The 15,489-nt window shown below is 73.5% G+C and carries 15 protein-coding genes and 1 pseudogene; 10 read left to right on the top strand and 6 right to left on the bottom strand.

The window, feature by feature from the left end:
- Positions 1-93 precede the first annotated feature (93 nt).
- The 4 genes from ACGF8A_RS15365 (at position 94) to ACGF8A_RS15350 (ending at position 4,241) form a co-directional block, all read left to right on the top strand.
- Entirely contained in the window at positions 94-654 is a 561-nt protein-coding gene (locus tag ACGF8A_RS15365; protein WP_393108209.1) for an NAD(P)H-dependent oxidoreductase, read from the top strand.
- A gap of 340 nt (positions 655-994) precedes the next feature.
- The gene (locus ACGF8A_RS15360) at positions 995-2,134 is read left to right on the top strand and encodes a glycoside hydrolase family 19 protein (protein ID WP_393108207.1); all 1,140 of its coding nucleotides are present in this window, start codon (positions 995-997) and stop codon (positions 2,132-2,134) included.
- 166 nt (positions 2,135-2,300) lie between these two features.
- A complete protein-coding gene (locus ACGF8A_RS15355) occupies positions 2,301-3,725 on the top strand; it encodes an amidase (protein ID WP_393108205.1) in 1,425 nt (474 codons plus the stop codon).
- Positions 3,726-3,794: 69 nt separating this feature from the next.
- On the top strand, positions 3,795-4,241 hold the full coding sequence (locus tag ACGF8A_RS15350) for a type II toxin-antitoxin system PemK/MazF family toxin (RefSeq protein ID WP_393108203.1): 447 nt from the start codon (positions 3,795-3,797) through the stop codon (positions 4,239-4,241).
- Here ACGF8A_RS15350 and ACGF8A_RS15345 read toward each other — a convergent pair.
- The gene (locus ACGF8A_RS15345) at positions 4,226-5,047 is read right to left on the bottom strand and encodes a TIGR02452 family protein (RefSeq protein ID WP_393108201.1); all 822 of its coding nucleotides are present in this window, start codon (positions 5,045-5,047) and stop codon (positions 4,226-4,228) included. The genes ACGF8A_RS15350 and ACGF8A_RS15345 overlap by 16 nt on opposite strands.
- Positions 5,048-5,308: 261 nt before the next feature.
- Here ACGF8A_RS15345 and egtA point away from each other — a divergent pair, with 261 nt between their 5' ends.
- The 4 genes from egtA to egtD are packed head-to-tail and all read left to right on the top strand — an operon-like array spanning position 5,309 to position 9,697.
- Positions 5,309-6,610: an ergothioneine biosynthesis glutamate--cysteine ligase EgtA gene (gene egtA, locus ACGF8A_RS15340; RefSeq protein ID WP_393108199.1), complete on the top strand. Its 1,302-nt coding sequence runs from the start codon at positions 5,309-5,311 to the stop codon at positions 6,608-6,610.
- Complete coding sequence (gene egtB, locus ACGF8A_RS15335; RefSeq protein WP_393108197.1) at positions 6,607-7,947, top strand: ergothioneine biosynthesis protein EgtB; 1,341 nt, start codon at positions 6,607-6,609, stop codon at positions 7,945-7,947. Before egtA ends, egtB begins: the two co-directional genes overlap by 4 nt.
- On the top strand, positions 7,947-8,738 hold the full coding sequence (egtC, locus tag ACGF8A_RS15330) for an ergothioneine biosynthesis protein EgtC (RefSeq protein ID WP_393108195.1): 792 nt from the start codon (positions 7,947-7,949) through the stop codon (positions 8,736-8,738). The genes egtB and egtC overlap by 1 nt, the downstream gene beginning before the upstream one ends.
- Positions 8,735-9,697, top strand: coding sequence for an L-histidine N(alpha)-methyltransferase (egtD, locus tag ACGF8A_RS15325; protein WP_393108193.1), 963 nt, complete (start codon positions 8,735-8,737; stop codon positions 9,695-9,697). Before egtC ends, egtD begins: the two co-directional genes overlap by 4 nt.
- Here egtD and ACGF8A_RS15320 read toward each other — a convergent pair whose 3' ends face one another.
- A complete protein-coding gene (locus ACGF8A_RS15320; protein ID WP_393108191.1) occupies positions 9,698-10,957 on the bottom strand; it encodes an extracellular solute-binding protein in 1,260 nt (419 codons plus the stop codon).
- A 220-nt stretch (positions 10,958-11,177) separates the two neighbouring features.
- Here ACGF8A_RS15320 and ACGF8A_RS15315 point away from each other — a divergent pair, with 220 nt between their 5' ends.
- Positions 11,178-11,393, top strand: coding sequence for a dodecin (locus ACGF8A_RS15315; RefSeq protein WP_393108189.1), 216 nt, complete (start codon positions 11,178-11,180; stop codon positions 11,391-11,393).
- Between the two features lie 16 nt (positions 11,394-11,409).
- On the opposite strand, the gene ACGF8A_RS15310 is transcribed toward ACGF8A_RS15315, so the two are convergent.
- Positions 11,410-11,901 (bottom strand): hypothetical protein, encoded by a 492-nt coding sequence (locus tag ACGF8A_RS15310; RefSeq protein WP_393108187.1) that lies wholly within the window; start codon positions 11,899-11,901, stop codon positions 11,410-11,412.
- Between the two features lie 160 nt (positions 11,902-12,061).
- On the opposite strand from ACGF8A_RS15310, the gene ACGF8A_RS15305 reads away from it, so the two are divergent.
- On the top strand, positions 12,062-13,060 hold the full coding sequence (locus tag ACGF8A_RS15305; protein ID WP_393108185.1) for an LLM class flavin-dependent oxidoreductase: 999 nt from the start codon (positions 12,062-12,064) through the stop codon (positions 13,058-13,060).
- Here the strand turns inward: ACGF8A_RS15305 and ACGF8A_RS15300 are convergent.
- From ACGF8A_RS15300 to ACGF8A_RS15290, 3 genes and pseudogenes are all read right to left on the bottom strand, one after another.
- Positions 13,055-13,600, bottom strand: a pseudogene (locus ACGF8A_RS15300) (AAA family ATPase); the annotation flags it as partial. The gene ACGF8A_RS15305 and the pseudogene ACGF8A_RS15300 overlap by 6 nt on opposite strands.
- Before the next feature lie 184 nt (positions 13,601-13,784).
- Complete coding sequence (locus ACGF8A_RS15295) at positions 13,785-14,594, bottom strand: lysophospholipid acyltransferase family protein (protein WP_393108183.1); 810 nt, start codon at positions 14,592-14,594, stop codon at positions 13,785-13,787.
- The gene (locus ACGF8A_RS15290; RefSeq protein ID WP_393108181.1) at positions 14,594-15,367 is read right to left on the bottom strand and encodes a GNAT family N-acyltransferase; all 774 of its coding nucleotides are present in this window, start codon (positions 15,365-15,367) and stop codon (positions 14,594-14,596) included. The genes ACGF8A_RS15295 and ACGF8A_RS15290 overlap by 1 nt, the downstream gene beginning before the upstream one ends.
- Positions 15,368-15,489: the final 122 nt, after the last annotated feature.

The raw sequence follows: 15,489 nt of genomic DNA, 5'->3' as shown, positions 1-15,489 counted from the left end.
GAAACTGGACCACGGTCCGGTTAGGGTGGTAGAAAATTAAGCGGACCCCGGTCCGGATCACCCATCCCGCATGGCACATCCCAGGGAGTCGACATGTCCGTACGCATCCTCGCCCTCGTCGGCAGCCTCCGCGCCGGCTCGCACAACCGCCAGCTCGCCGAGGCCGCCGTCAAGCTCGCTCCCGAGGGCGTCGACGTCCAGCTGTACGAGGGTCTTGCCGAGATCCCCTTCTACAACGAGGACATCGACGTCGAGGGCACGGTCCCGGCCGCCGCGACCCGGCTCCGCGACGCCGCCCTCGCGGCGGATGCCCTGCTGCTGTTCACGCCCGAGTACAACGGCACCATTCCGGCCGTGCTGAAGAACGCCATCGACTGGCTGTCCCGCCCCTACGGCGCCGGCGCCCTCGGCGGCAAGCCGGTCGCCGTGGTGGGCACCGCCTTCGGCCAGTACGGCGGCGTCTGGGCGCAGGACGAGGCCCGCAAGGCGCTCGGGATCGCCGGCGCCACCGTGCTGGAGGACATCAAGCTCTCCATCCCCGGCTCCGTGACCCGCTTCGCCGAGACCCACCCGGCCGACGACGCCGAGGTCGCCGCGCAGCTCACGGAGGTCGTGGCGCGCGTGCACGGCCAGACGGCCCCGCAGGCCGCCTGACCGGCGGCCCCGGATCCGGCCGGCTCCGACCCGAATGAGCGGGGGTCGGAGCCGGCCGTTCTTGTTGCGACACCCCTCTCCCCCACCGACCCGCACCCCTGAGTGCCCCCGCCGGCCCCCGGTGTGCGACCGTCGACCCAACTCCCTTTCCTCATCTCTTACTTCATGCCTTGACCATACTGGTCCATACCTTTAATTTCACTGGGCGATACCTCTGTCGTCCGCGCACTCGACCGGCCGCAGGCTGAACCGCCCTGCGGGCGCCGCCATCTGACGCACCCTCCGCAGAGCCGTCGGGCGCGCGACGACGCGAACCCCCACCCGAGGAGCGTCGTCCAGCATGCCCATCTCCCCTCTCAGACGGCCCGGTACCCGAGGCCTCATCGGCCGGTTCGCGGCCGTAGCCGCGCTCAGCGCGGTCGTCGCCGCGCTGTTCACCGCGTCCCCCGCCCAGGCCGCCGACGGCACCATCACCGGGCTCGCCGGAAAGTGTGCCGACGTGGCGGGCGCGAACAGCGCCAACGGCACCGCCGTACAGCTCTACGACTGCAACGGGACCGGCGCCCAGATCTGGTCCAATCCGGGTGACGGCACCCTGCGTGCGCTCGGCAAGTGCCTGGACGTGGTCGAGCGCGGCACCGCCGACGGCGCGGCGGTCCAGCTGTGGGACTGCTCAGGGGGCGCCAACCAGCAGTGGGTGGTCACCGCGGCGCGCGACATCGTCAACCCGGCCGCCGACAAGTGCCTCGACGTCCGGGGCAACAACAGCGCCAACGGCACCCGGCTGCAGATCTGGAGCTGCACCGGCGGGGCGAACCAGAAGTGGACCGCGCCCGCGAGCGGCGGTAACGGCACCCCGTCCGGATTCGTGGTCTCCGAGGCCCAGTTCAACCAGATGTTCCCGGGCCGGAACTCCTTCTACACCTACGGCGGACTGACCGCGGCCCTCAGCGCCTACCCCGGCTTCGCGAAGACCGGCAGCGACACCGTGCGCAAGCAGGAGGCGGCCGCCTTCCTGGCCAACGTCAGCCACGAGACCGGCGGTCTGGTCCACATCGTCGAGCAGAACCAGGCCAATTACCCGCACTACTGCGACTGGGGCCGGTGGTACGGCTGTCCGGCAGGCCAGGCGGCCTACTACGGTCGCGGTCCCATCCAGCTGAGCTGGAACTTCAACTACAAGGCCGCGGGCGACGCGCTCGGCATCGACCTGCTCGGCAACCCCTGGCTGGTGCAGAACGACTCGGCCGTGGCCTGGAGGACCGGCCTGTGGTACTGGAACACCCAGTCCGGCCCCGGCACTACGACCCCGCACAACGCCATGGTCGGCGGCGCCGGATTCGGCCAGACGATCCGCAGCATCAACGGCTCCCTGGAGTGCGACGGCAGGAACCCGGCGCAGGTGCAGAGCCGCGTGGACGCCTACCACCGGTTCACCTCGATCCTCGGGGTCCCGCCGGGCGGCAACCTCTACTGCTGAACAGCCGCGCACAGGCCGGCCGGCGCCCGCGCACCACCGCGAGGGCGCCGGCCGTCCACGTCCACTCGCGCACGACGGCGGCAACGCCCTTTCCCCGCCATGCCGTTCCCCCGCGGCCCTGCTGACGTTACCGTTCGGTAGACCACACGTTCCGGAGGTGTCCCGCATGACGCTCGCCCCTTCCGCCGGCCTGGCGGAGACCGCCCGTGCGCTCGCCGGCGGCGAGGCGACCTCACGTGCCCTCGTCGAGGCGGCCCTGGCCCGGATCGAGGCGACGCAGGGCACACTCAACGCCTTCCGGATCGTCCGGGCCGAGGCGGCGCTCGCCGAGGCCGAGGCCGCCGACCGCGAACTGGCCGCCGGGATGCGCCGTCCGCTGCTCGGCGTGCCCGTCGCCGTCAAGGACGACATGGACGTGGCCGGCGAACCCACCGCCTTCGGCTGCCCGGGGACGTTCGCCCCGGCCGCCGAGGACTGCGAGGCGGTACGGCGGCTGCGCGCGGCCGGCGCCGTGATCGTCGGCAAGACCAACACGTGCGAGCTCGGCCAGTGGCCGTTCACCGAGGGCCCCGCGTTCGGCGCGACCCGCAACCCGTGGAACACCCAGCACACGCCGGGCGGTTCGTCGGGCGGCTCCGCGGCCGCGGTCGCGGCCGGTCTGGTACCGGGCGCGCTCGGCTCCGACGGGGCGGGTTCGGTGCGCATCCCGGCGTCGTGGACACATCTGATCGGCATCAAGCCGCAGCGCGGGCGCATCTCGACCTGGCCGCGCGGCGAGGCGTTCCACGGCATCACGGTCAACGGCACCCTGGCCCGTACGGTCGGGGACGCGGCCCTGCTGCTGGACTCGGCCTGCGGCAACCACGAACTGGACCCGCACCGCCCACCCGCGCTCGACGTGTCCGGGGCGGTCGGCCGGGACCCCGGACGGCTGCGCGTCGCCCTCGCGCTGAAGCCGCCGTTCACCGCTGTGCCGGCCCGGCTGCACCCGGAGATCCGCGCCCGGGCCGTCGAACTCGCCGAGAGGCTGGCCGCCTTGGGCCACACGGTCGAGGAGGCCGACCCGCCCTACGGCCAGATCGGGCTGACCTTCGTGCCGCGCGCCACGGCCGGTGTCGCCGAGTGGGTCCGTGAGGCCCCCGACCCCGCACTGCTCGACCCGCGCACCCGGGACGCGGCGCGGCTGGGCCGGCTGCTCGGCGGGGCGCCGCTGCGCGCCGCCCGGCGTTCCGAGGCGGCGCTGCACCGCCGTATCGGCGCGTTCTTCTCGTCGTACGACGTGGTCCTCGCGCCGACCACGGCCGCTCCCCCGCTCCGGATCGGCGCGATGCTGCGGCTCGGCGGGCTGGCCACCGACCGCGCGATGATCGCCGCCTGCCCCTACGCCTGGCCGTGGAACGTGCTGGGCTGGCCCGGCGTGAACGTCCCGGCCGGCTTCGTCACCGGCGGCCTGCCGGTCGGCGCCCAGTTGCTGGGCCCCGCGCACAGCGAGCCGCTGCTCGTCTCGCTCGCCGCGCAGCTGGAGGCCGACCTGCGCTGGCACGAGCTGCGCCCGCCGGAGCCGGTCACCTCGGAGTACCCCGCGGCCTGATCCAGACGTCAGGCCCGTGTTCGCCGGCCCGTCGGCCAGGGCTGCACGGCCTCCGGTTACCTTGACCCGGTGACCGCCTTCACGGACGAGAACGTCCCCGGCCGCTTCGGCCCCACCGCCACCGTCCAGGCCGACCCGCGCGAGGTGAACCGGGTGCGCACCGAGTACTCGCCCGCGCACGACGGCAACCCCGACCCCGGGGAGGTCGTGTGGACTTGGGTGCCCTACGAGGAGAACGACGGGCGGGGCAAGGACCGCCCGGTGCTGGTGGTGGCACGGGAGGCGGCGGGCACGTTCCTCGCCGTGCAGCTGTCCAGCAAGCGGCACGACCACGACCGTGAGTGGGTGCCGATCGGGAACGGGCCGTGGGACCGGTCGGGGCGGGACTCCTGGGTGGACGTGGACCGGGTGCTGCGGCTGCACGAGGCCGGCATGCGCCGGGAGGCGTGCGCCCTGGACCGTATGCGCTTCAACCTGGTCAGGCACCGGCTGCGCGAGCGCTACGGCTGGAGCTGACCCCTCAGGAACGCACGTTCGAACGCACTCCGGGTGACCGCCCCCGGCGTGCGGTCCAGCACGCCGAAGACCACGTGCTCGAACCGGCACGCGAATCGCCCGCCGCGACCCAGCAGGTCCCGGAAGGCGCCCGCGACCTGTGCCGGATCGTTCCGGAACACCCCGCAGCCCCAGGCACCCAGCACCAGCCGCCGGTATCCGTGGTGGGCCGCGACCTCCAGGACGCGCTCGGCGCGGGCGGCGAGCGCGCGCGGCACCTCGGCCACCCGCTCCGGCGCCGTCCGGCGCACCACTGCGGCGTTGGGGGCGGCGGCGGTCACGAAGCCCGCCGCGTACGGCTCGTCCAGCAGGCGGCCGCGGTCGTCACGGAAGACCGGGACGGCCGGTGAGTGGATCACACGATCGGTGCAGAACGGGTCGCGGAGGGCGCGGCGGTGGTCGTAGAACTCCGGGACCCGGCGCAGGCAGGCGTACAGCGCGGAGGCGCGGCACAGGGCCTCCTCCTGGGCCTGGGCGCCGTTCAGATGACCGCCGCCGGGGTTGCGCGCGGAGGCGAAGTTCAGCACCGCCGCCTCGCGGATCCGGCGGGCCGCCTCCAGGCTGCTCTCGCCCGTGACCTCGACGAGGGTGTCCACCTCCGGGGCGGGGGCCCAGGGCACCGGCCCGGGGTCGTGCATCCGGGTCCCGTCCCGCGCGGCCGCCACCGCCGGGGCGATCGAAACCGTACGTCCGTTCGATGCCGGAGACGCGCCCGCGGCGACGATTCCCTCGGTCTCCCGCGCGAGGCCTCGCAGGCGCGCGCTCATGGCACCACCCCCGTGGGCGCCACGACCGCGCGGCCCGCGATCCCCCCCCCCCGTTGTGCTCATGAGCGAATCGTGAGCGATGCTGGTCCTGCGGTGCAACAGAGTTTCCCCCGGCCCCAGGGCATGGGCATCCGGTCCGGGAAGTCCGGATGTGCACCCTTGTGCGAAGCGACGCGAGGGGCTTGGGTGGGACGAGTGATGCTGGTCCGACTTGCCCTTTGACGGACCGGCGGCATGGTGGAATCTCAGGAGGATCCGGACATGTCCGACCCAGTCAGCGGCTGTACGGAACCACGTACCGCCGTCACCGAACCCGAGGTGGAGGCCCTGGTACGCGGCATCTGCTTCAAGACCGGACCGCCGCGCACCGTCGGCGTCGAAGTGGAATGGCTCGTCCATGAGCTGCGCGGTCCGCAGCTCCCCGTGACACCCGAACGACTCGAAGCGGCCTACGCCGCACTGCGCACCGTCCCTCTGAGGTCGGCGCTGACCGTCGAACCCGGCGGCCAGCTGGAGCTGAGCTCTCCGCCCGCCGCCTCCCTGATGGAGTGCGTGGACACCGTCTCCGCCGACCTGGACGCCGTCCGCGCGAAACTGCGCGAGCACGACCTCGGCCTCCTCGGCATCGGTCACGACCCGTGGCACGCCCCCCGCCGCTTCCTGCGGGAGCCGCGCTACGAGGCGATGGAGACCTGCCTCGACCGCACCGGCCCGGCCGGCCGCGCCATGATGTGCGCCTCGGCATCGGTGCAGGTGTGCCTGGACGCCGGCCACGAGGAACCCGGCCCGCTCGGCCACGTCCGCCGCTGGTGGCTGGCGCACCAGTTGGGCGCGGTCCTGCTGGCGGCGTTCGCCAACTCCCCGCTGGCCGGCCACGAACCCACCGGCTGGCTGTCCACCCGTCAACTGCGCTGGGTGCAGATCGGCGCGGGCCGGGCGGGCGCGCCCGCCCTGGACGCCGACCCGCGGGGCGCCTGGGCCCGGCACGTGCTGGACGCCCCGGTGATGTGCGTACGGCGGGACGGCGGCCCCTGGCACGTTCCGCACGGGCTGACCTTCCGGGACTGGACCAGATCGGGGGCGCCCGGAGCACCGACCCGGGACGACCTCGACTACCACATCAGCACCCTGTTCCCGCCGGTCCGGCCGCGCGGCCATCTCGAACTGCGCATGCTGGACGCGCAGCCCGGCGAGGACGGGTGGATCGTGCCGCTCGCGGTGACGACGGCCCTGTTCGACGACCCGGAGGCCGCGGAGACGGCGTACCGCACGGTCAAACCGCTGGCCGAACGCGCCGGGGCGGTGCCCGCGCCGCACAACCCGCTGTGGCTCGACGCCGCCCGGTACGGGCTCGCCGACCCGGAGATGCACGAGGTGGCCGTCGCCTGCTTCGCGGCGGCGCTGCGGGCGCTGCCCCGCATCGGCGCGTCCTGCGCCGTCACGGACGCCGTCGCGGCGTACCGGGACCGCTATGTCATCCGGGGCCGCTGCCCCGCCGACGACCTGCTCGACAGGCAGCGCGGCAACGGCCGCCGCCCGCACGGGAAGGACCCGCGCACATGACCGACCCCGCCATCGGCACCGAGACGGACAGCGAGATCGACAGCGATGCCTTCCGGGAACGCGCCCTCGCGTCGCTCGTCACCGCGCGGGACCGCACCACGCTGCTCACCAGCTGCGTCGAGGAACCCGACCTGACCGCCCAGCACTCGCCGTTGATGTCCCCGCTGGTGTGGGACCTCGCGCACATCGGCAACCAGGAGGAACTCTGGCTGCTGCGCGCGGTCGCCGGCCAGGAGGCGATACGGCCGGAGATCGACAGCCTGTACGACGCCTTCGAGCACCCGCGCGCGGAGCGGCCCACGCTGCCGCTGCTGGCGCCCGGCGAGGCCCGCCGGTACGCGGCCGAGGTGCGCGGACGGGCCCTGGACGTGCTGGCCGGCACCGCGTTCCACGGCACGCGGCTCACGGAGGCGGGCTTCGCCTTCGGGATGATCGCCCAGCACGAACAGCAGCACGACGAGACCATGCTGATCACGCATCAGCTCCGCAAGGGCCCGCAGGCGCTGCACGCCCCCGACCCGGATCCCGTGCCGCTGTTCACGGGCCCGGCCGAAGTCCTGGTGCCCGGCGGCCCGTTCACCATGGGCACCTCCACCGAGCCCTGGGCGCTGGACAACGAACGGCCCGCGCACCGGCGCGAGGTGGCGCCCTTCCGGATCGACACCACGCCGGTGACCAACGGCGCCTACCAGGCGTTCATCGAGGACGGCGGCTACGACGACCCGCGCTGGTGGACGGCGGAGGGCTGGGCGCACGTGCGCCGCACGGCCATCAAGGCGCCGCTGTTCTGGCACCGGGACGGCGGGCAGTGGCTGCGGCGCCGGTTCGGCGTGACCGAGGTGGTGCCGCCCGACGAGCCGGTGCTCCACGTGTGCTGGTACGAGGCGGACGCGTACGCCCGCTGGGCCGGGCGCCGGCTGCCCACCGAGGCCGAGTGGGAGAAGGCCGCCCGGTTCGACCCGGCGACCGGCCGCTCGACGCGCTACCCGTGGGGCGACACCGACCCGGGCCCCGAGCACGCCAACCTCGGCCAGCGCCATCTGCGCCCGGCACCGGCGGGCAGCTACCCCGAGGGGGAGTCGCCCCTGGGCGTACGGCAGTTGATCGGTGACGTGTGGGAGTGGACGGCCAGCGATTTCCAGCCGTACCCGGGCTTCAGGGCGTTCCCGTACAAGGAGTACTCGGAGGTGTTCTTCGGGTCCGAGCACAAGGTGCTGCGCGGCGGCTCGTTCGCCGTGGACCAGGTGGCCTGCCGGGGCACGTTCCGCAACTGGGACTATCCGATCCGGCGGCAGATCTTCTCCGGGTTCCGCACGGCCCGCTCGGAGGACGTCTGATGTGCCGTCACCTGGCCTACACCGGGCCCGAGGAGGCGCTCGGCAGGCTGCTGGTGGAGCCCCCGTCCGGGCTGTACCGGCAGTCCTGGGCGCCAAGGCGGCAGCGGTACGGAACAGTCAACGCCGACGGCTTCGGGGTGGGCTGGTACGCGCAGGGTGATCCCCTGCCGGCCCGCTACCGGCGGGCCGGACCCATCTGGGCGGACCTGTCCTTCGCCGATCTGGCCCGGGTCGTCCGCACCCGGACGCTGCTCGCCGCCGTGCGCGACGCGACCCTGGCAGGCGCCGACGCGGAGGCCGCGGCGGCGCCGTTCGCCGCGGGATCCTGGCTCTTCAGCCACAACGGCGCGGTCCTGGGCTGGCCCCACTCACTGGCCGAGGTGGCCCGGAGCCTGCCCTCCGTGGACCTGCTGTCCCTGGAGGCCCGCAACGACTCCGCGCTCGTGTGGGCGCTCGTCCTCGCCCGGCTGCGCGCCGGCGACGACCCGGGCCGGGCGCTGGCGGACACGGTCCCCGAGGTCGCGGCGGCGGCCCCGGGCTCCCGGCTGAACCTGCTGCTGACCGACGGCGCGTCCATCGCCGCGACCACCTGGGGCGACACCCTGTGGTATCTCCGCAGGCCCGACGGCGGCACGGTGGTGGCCTCGGAACCCTACGACGACGATCCCGCATGGCACGAGGTACCCGACCGCACCCTGGTGGTCGCGAGCGGCACCGACGTGCAGCTCACCCCGCTCAAGGAGCCGAGCGACGCCTCGGCGGACCCACCCTCGAAGGAGCCCCGCACGTGAGTCCGTTCCTTCTCACCCGCACCCTGCCCGAGGACGCCACCGAGGCCGCCCTGCGCGCCGACGTCCTGCGGGGTCTGACGAGTTCGCCCAAGACACTGCCGCCGAAGTGGTTCTACGACGCCCAGGGCAGCGAGCTCTTCGAGCAGATCACCGAACTGCCGGAGTACTACCCGACCCGCGCCGAGCGGGAGATCCTCATCGACCGTGCCACCGAGATCGCCGCGGCGAGCGGCGCCCGCACGCTGGTCGAGCTGGGTTCCGGCTCCTCGGAGAAGACCCGGCACCTGCTCGACGCGCTGACCGGACTGCACACCTACGTCCCGGTCGACGTCAGCGAGAGCGCCCTCACCCAGGCCGGCCAGGCGCTCGTCGCGGAGCGGCCCGGACTGGACGTGCACGCGCTGATCGCCGACTTCACGGTGGCGCTCGAACTGCCGGACACACCGGGCCCGCGGCTGGTGGCGTTCCTCGGCGGCACGATCGGCAACCTGCTGCCGGACGAGCGCGCCGCGTTCCTCGCCTCGATCCGCTCCCTGCTCTCCCCCGGCGACGCGCTGCTCCTCGGCACCGACCTGGTCAAGGACGAGCGGGTGCTGGTCCGGGCCTACGACGACGCTGCCGGGGTGACGGCGGCGTTCAACAAGAACGTCCTGTCGGTCGTCAACCGTGAACTGGGCGCCGACTTCGACCCCGGCGCCTTCGACCATGTGGCCCGGTGGGACGCCGGGAACGAGTGGATCGAGATGCGGCTGCGCTCACGTGGCGCGCAGACCGTGAAGATCCCCTCGCTCGACCTCGCCGTCGACTTCACGGCGGGCGAGGAGTTGCGCACGGAGGTGTCGGCGAAGTTCCGCAAGGAGCGGGTGCGCACCGAACTGGCCACCGCGGGACTCGGGTTGTCCCACTGGTGGACGGACGGCGAGGGCCGGTTCGCGCTCTCGCTGAGCACCGCCGGCTGATCAGCCGAGGGGGACCGCCAGCGCCTCGGTGATCCGCCGGGAGGCGCGGCGGGCCTCCGCCGCCGGGTCGCCGCCGGTGAGCACCCGGGTCATGTACTCCTTGATGGGGTTGTCCGCCTCGACGGCGGCCCACTCGGGCGTACTGGGGGTCGCCCGCCCCCGCGCGGCTCCGGCCGCCATGGCGGCGACCCCCTCCTCTCCCGCGACGGCCGCGGCGAGGGTCGTCTTGTTGGGCACGTAGTTCATGGTCCGGGCCAGTTCGGTGTTCCACTTGGCACCGGTGAGCTCCTCGACCACGGCGACGGCGCCGTCGCGCTGATCGGTTCTCTTCGGTACGACGAGGTCGGAGCCGCCGGTGAAGACCGCCCCGGGAGTGCCGGCGGACTTGCCGGGCACGGGGAAGAAGCCCAGTTCGCCGTCGAGTCCGGGGTTCTGCTGGACGATCGCGGCGGCCTGGCCCGGTACGGCGACGATCTGGGCGATCCTCCCCTTGGCGAACTCCTCGGCCTGCGGCGGGTGTTCCTCGTCGGCGTCGACGGGGCCCTGGCCGAGCGCCTGGAGACGGCGGTAGAAGTCCATGCCGCGCAGGGCGGCGGGGCTGTCGAGGGTGCCGGTCCAGACACCGCCGCTCTCCTTCGCGAGGTCGCCGCCCTCGTCCCAGATGAAGCCGGAGAGCGTGTACCAGTCCTGTCCGGCCAGGTAGATCCCCTGGTTGCCGCCGGAGTCGAGCTTCTCGGTGGCCGCGAGCCACTCCTCGCGTGTCTTCGGCGGGGCCGCGACGCCGGCCTGCTCGAAGAGGTCCTTGCGGTAGATGACGACGCGGTTCGCCGCGTACCAGGGGATGCCGTACTGCGTCGACCGCTGCCGGCCCGGCTCGGCGAGGCCGGGGAGCCAGTCGCGCATCCCCCAGTCCCGCAGCGACTCCAGCGTCAGGTCGAGCAGACCGCCGCCGTCGACGTACTGCGGGACCTGGGTGTTGCCCACCTCGATCACGTCGGGCCCGTCGGGGGTCCCGGCCTCCAGCGCCGCCTGCACCTTCTCGCCGATGCCGGTCCACTCCTGGATGCGGATGTCGAGGTCGAGGTCCTCGTGCGTGCGCTCGAACTCCTCGGTGAAGCGCTCCAGGAACTGCGGCGAGGCGCTGCCCTTCATCAGCCATACGGTGACCGTGCGCCGTTCGGCCCCACTCGACGGCACGAGCGCGCACCCGCCGAGGAGCGAGGCGGAGACGCAGGCGAGGGCAAGGAGACGAAGCTTCACGGCGGTCCTGTTCTGTCTGGCGGACAGGGGTGGGGGGCCCGGCGTGGGGGGAACGAGCATGCACTCGTACGGGTGTCTGGATTTTGGTATGGACCAATGCCGAGGTCAAGCGGTTCCGGAAAGGCGGCCGACGCCTCGCGCTCCGCTGCCCCTTGGGGCACGGTGGAGTCACGCGGGACACAACCGACGCCGCCGTCACCCCGCGGAGAGGAGTATCCGCATGTCGAATCACACCTACCGGGTCACGGACATCGTCGGCACCTCGCCCGAGGGCATGGAGCAGGCCGTCCGCAACGGCATCAGCCGCGCCTCGCAGACCCTGCGCAATCTCGACTGGTTCGAGGTGACGGAAGTGCGGGGCCAGCTCGAAGGCGGGCAGATCGCGCACTGGCAGGTGAGCATGAAGGTCGGCTTCCGCCTGGAGGACGCCGACTGAGACCGGGGCGCCCCTCTCAGGTCCGCCCCTCGCGCTCCTGCGCCACCTTGAGCTCGGCGGAGGGGGTCGCCCAGCGCGCCCGCACGACGGTGAACCCGGCCCGCTCCGCGTCCTCGCACACGAGTTCGTCATCGTCCACGAGCATCCGGACCTGCCGGGTCCGGGCGAGTCTGCGCAGCGTCTCCAGCTTGGTGTGCCGGGCGGGCCTGCGGTCGGCGTCGCGCCGCATGTGGACCCGCCCCTCGGGCAGTCGCTGGGCGGCGAGCCAGTCGAGCGTGTCCCGCCGGCACCGCTCGGGCCGCCCGGTGAGGTACACCACCTCGCACTCCTCGGCACTGGACAGCACCAGCGCGATGCCTTCGGCGAGCGGCGGATCCGCGGGCGCGGCGGCGAAGAACCCGTCCCAGTCCCGCGGCCTGCGCTCCAGGAAGTGCTGGCGGTGGGCCGTGTCGGCGAGGGTGTTGTCGAGGTCGAACACGGCCACCGGCCGTTCGTCACGAGCTGTCACAGCACCACCCTAGACAGCCCCCGCCCCCGTCCTCCCACGGCGACCCCGCGCGGTGGGAGGTCGGGCCCGGTCGGTGCCGGGCGGGAACCTCGGAGGCCTCCGGCGCGGATCGCGGCCGGTGCGGCGGGAATGCCGGGCCCCGCCGGGTGTTGACGGATGTGTGAACTCCGTGATCGGCTCCGTCCGCTTCTCCGTGCTCGACCGTTCGCGTACCCGTGAGGGGCATACGGCGGCGGAGGCGTTGCGGGACACGGTGGAGCTGGCGCGGGAGGTGGAGGCGCTGGGGTACCACCGCTTCTGGGTGTCCGAGCACCACGGCGTGCCCGGCGTCGCCGGTTCCGCGCCGACCGTGCTGGCGACCGTCGTGGCCGGTGCGACCCGGACCATCCGGGTGGGCACCGGCGGGGTGATGCTGCCCAACCACCAACCCCTGGTCGTCGCGGAGCAGTTCGGTGTGCTGGAGTCGCTCTTCCCGGGCCGGATCGACATGGGGCTCGGCAGGTCGGTGGGGTTCACCGACGGCGTGCGCAAGGCGCTGGGCCGGGACAAGGACGACGCCGAGGACTTCGACGGCCAGCTCCAGGAACTGCTCGGCTGGTTCCGCGGCACCTCCCCGACGCGGGTCCACGCCCGCCCGGCGGAGGGTCTGCGCGTGCCGCCCTTCGTGCTGGCGACGGGTGAGGGCGCCGCGGTCGCGGCCCACGCGGGCCTGCCGATGGTCATCGGCGACCTGCGCAACCGGGAGAAGATGCGGCGCGGCATCGACCATTACCGCACGCGCTTCCGTCCGTCGCGGTGGGCGCGGGAACCGTACGTCGTCGTCTCCGGCACCGTCGCCGTGGCCGCGACCCCCGAGGTCGCCCGGCGGCTGCTGATCCCGGAAGCCTGGTCGATGGCGTACTCGCGCACGCACGGCACCTTCCCGCCGCTGCCGCCCGCCGGGCGCGTGGAGTCGCTGCGCATGACGGACAGGGAACGCGGCTTATACGAGGCCGCTCTGGCCGGCCATCTCGCCGGCACCGAGGAGCAGGTCGCGCACGAGCTGGCGAGCGTGCTGAAGGAGACGGACGCCGACGAGGTGCTCGTCACGACCAGCACCTACGACCGCGAGGCCCTCCTGGACTCCTACCGGCGGCTGGCAGCGGTCGTCCGCTCATAGCCCGGCCGGCTGTTCCGCCCGTACCTGCACCGCCCCGTCGACGGCGTCCACCCGGGCCCGGTCGCCCGGCTTCAGCTCACCGGACAGCAGCAGGTCGGCGAGGCGGTCGTCGACCTCGCGCTGGATGGTGCGGCGCAGCGGGCGGGCCCCGAATTCGGGCTGATGACCGATGTCGGCCAGCAGGTCCTCGGCGGCTCCGGTGACCTCGAAGGTGACGTCCTGAGCGCGCAGGCGGCGCCGGGTGTGCTCCAGCAGGAGCTCCACGATCCGGCGCAGCTGGGCCCGGTCCAGGCCCCGGAAGACGATGATCTCGTCGATGCGGTTGAGGAACTCGGGACGGAAGTGCTGGTTCAGCACCTCCGTCACGGACTCACGCACCGACGCGTGGTCCTCGACGCCGGCGGCGAGGATCCGGTCGGCGCCGATGTTCGACGTCATGACGACGACCGTGTTCTTGAAGTCGACCGTGCGGCCCTGGGCAGCCGTCAGCCGCCCGTCGTCCGGCAGCTGCAACAGCGTGTTGAACACGTCCGGGTGCGCCGACATGGGGCCGGGCGGCGGCGAGGCGGGCGGCCGCGTCGTGGCGGCGGGACCGCCCCAGGTCGTGGCGGGGGCGCGGGAGAGCCGGACGGCGCCCTGCCTGGCCCGAGTGCTGCCGGGCGGACGGCGAGAGGCCCCCGGGCGCCGGTGAGTGCCCGGCTGCCGGAGGCCTCCGTACGCCCGTCTAGGACGCCAGTACCGCGTGCGTCCAGCCAGGCTGCGGGGTCGCCGCGGGCTGGGCGGAGCGGGCCAGGGCCCGGCGGTCGGGGTGGGTTCCCGGCATGATCGGGTCCTCGACGTGCACCTCGGCGATCAGGCCGCGAGCCGTCATCACCCGCCACAGGGAGGCGAGCAGGGAGTCCTCGCCCACGAAGGCCGGGGCCGTGCTGGCGTGGCCGTCGGCGAGGCGGTAGTGGATGCGGACCGGCTGGACGGGGACCTGGGCGTCCAGCGCCGCCTGGAACACGGCCCTGCGGAACGTGCCCTGGGCGCGGCCGCACCAGGTGCTGCCCTCGGGGAAGACGCCGACCGCGGCGCCCGACCGCAGCAGCTCGGCGATGTGCGCGACCGTGCCCGGAAGGGCTCGCAGGCGGTCGCGTTCGATGAACACGACACCGGCGCCCGCGGCCAGCGGCCCGGCGACCGGCCACTGCCGTATCTCGGTCTTGGCGATCATCCGGGCCGGGCGGACCGAGGCGAGCAGCGGGATGTCCAGCCAGGAGATGTGGTTGGCGACCAGCAGCAGGCCACCGGTGGGTGCGGCGGAGCCGGTGATACGGACCCGGACCCCCGCGGCCCACGCGATGCTCCGGGCCCACCGGCGCACCCACGGCGCGGGAACGCGCCGGCCGAGCGGCAGGAGCACGATCCCGCCCAGCAGCAGCACCAGCACCGCGACGAACCGCAGCACGCCCCACAGGGCGACCGCGCCCCGCCCCGCGGGCTCCACACACGCCCTGGGGGTGCAGGGCGCGCTGGGCAGCCAGACGCTCATCAGGCCGGGACGAGTGAGAGGAAGTGCTTCAGATAGCGCGGGTTGACCCGGCGCATCGAGAGCAGCACGTACAGGTCGGCGACGCCGAAGTCGGCGTCGTGCGCGGGCTCGCCGCACACCCAGGCGCCGAGGCGCACGTAGCCGCGCAGCAGCGGCGGGAGTTCGGTGCGCCCGGCGGGGCGGGCGACGCCCTCCGCGGACCACGGCAGCAGCGGGTGTACCCGGTACTCCTCGGGGGCGAGGTTCTTGGCCTGGACCCGGTCCCAGGTGGCGGCGGCGACGGAACCGCCGTCGGCCAGCGGGATGGAGCAGCAGCCCGCGAGCCACTCGTGGCCGCGGTCGACCATGTAGCGCGCTATGCCCGCCCAGATCAGGCCGATGACGGTGCCGTCCCGGTGGTCCGGGTGCACGCAGGAGCGGCCGACCTCGACGAGGCCGGGGCGGATCGGGTCGAGGCGGGTCAGGTCGAACTCGCCCTCGGAGTAGAGCCGGCCGGCCACCGAGGCGCGCTCGGGCGGCAGCAGGCGGTAGGTGCCCACGACCTCGCCGGTGAGCGTGTCACGGACCAGCAGGTGGTCGCAGTACGCGTCGAAGGGGTCGATGTCGAGACCCGGCTGCGGGGTGGTGAGCATCGCGCCCATCTCGCCGGCGAAGACGTCGTGCCGCAGCTTCTGCGCCGCACGCACGTCGTCCTCGTCGCGGGCGAGGGTGACGGTGTAGCGGGTGGGTGCCGCTGGCTGCGGGGGACGGTCGAGGGTGGAAACGCCGGTCATGGCACACTCCTGGTCACGGGCCGGTTCGACGACGGCTGCGGGCGGGCCGGGTCGTTCGGCCTGCCGCCACAGTTCTTCCGATGCCGGTTGGCGTGCGCGTTACCTGTGTCCGGAGCGGGGAT

The organism is Streptomyces sp. NPDC047706, from assembly GCF_043204795.1.
Taxonomy (GTDB): Bacteria; Actinomycetota; Actinomycetes; order Streptomycetales; family Streptomycetaceae; genus Streptomyces.
This window is presented reverse-complemented; position numbering and strand designations above follow the sequence as displayed.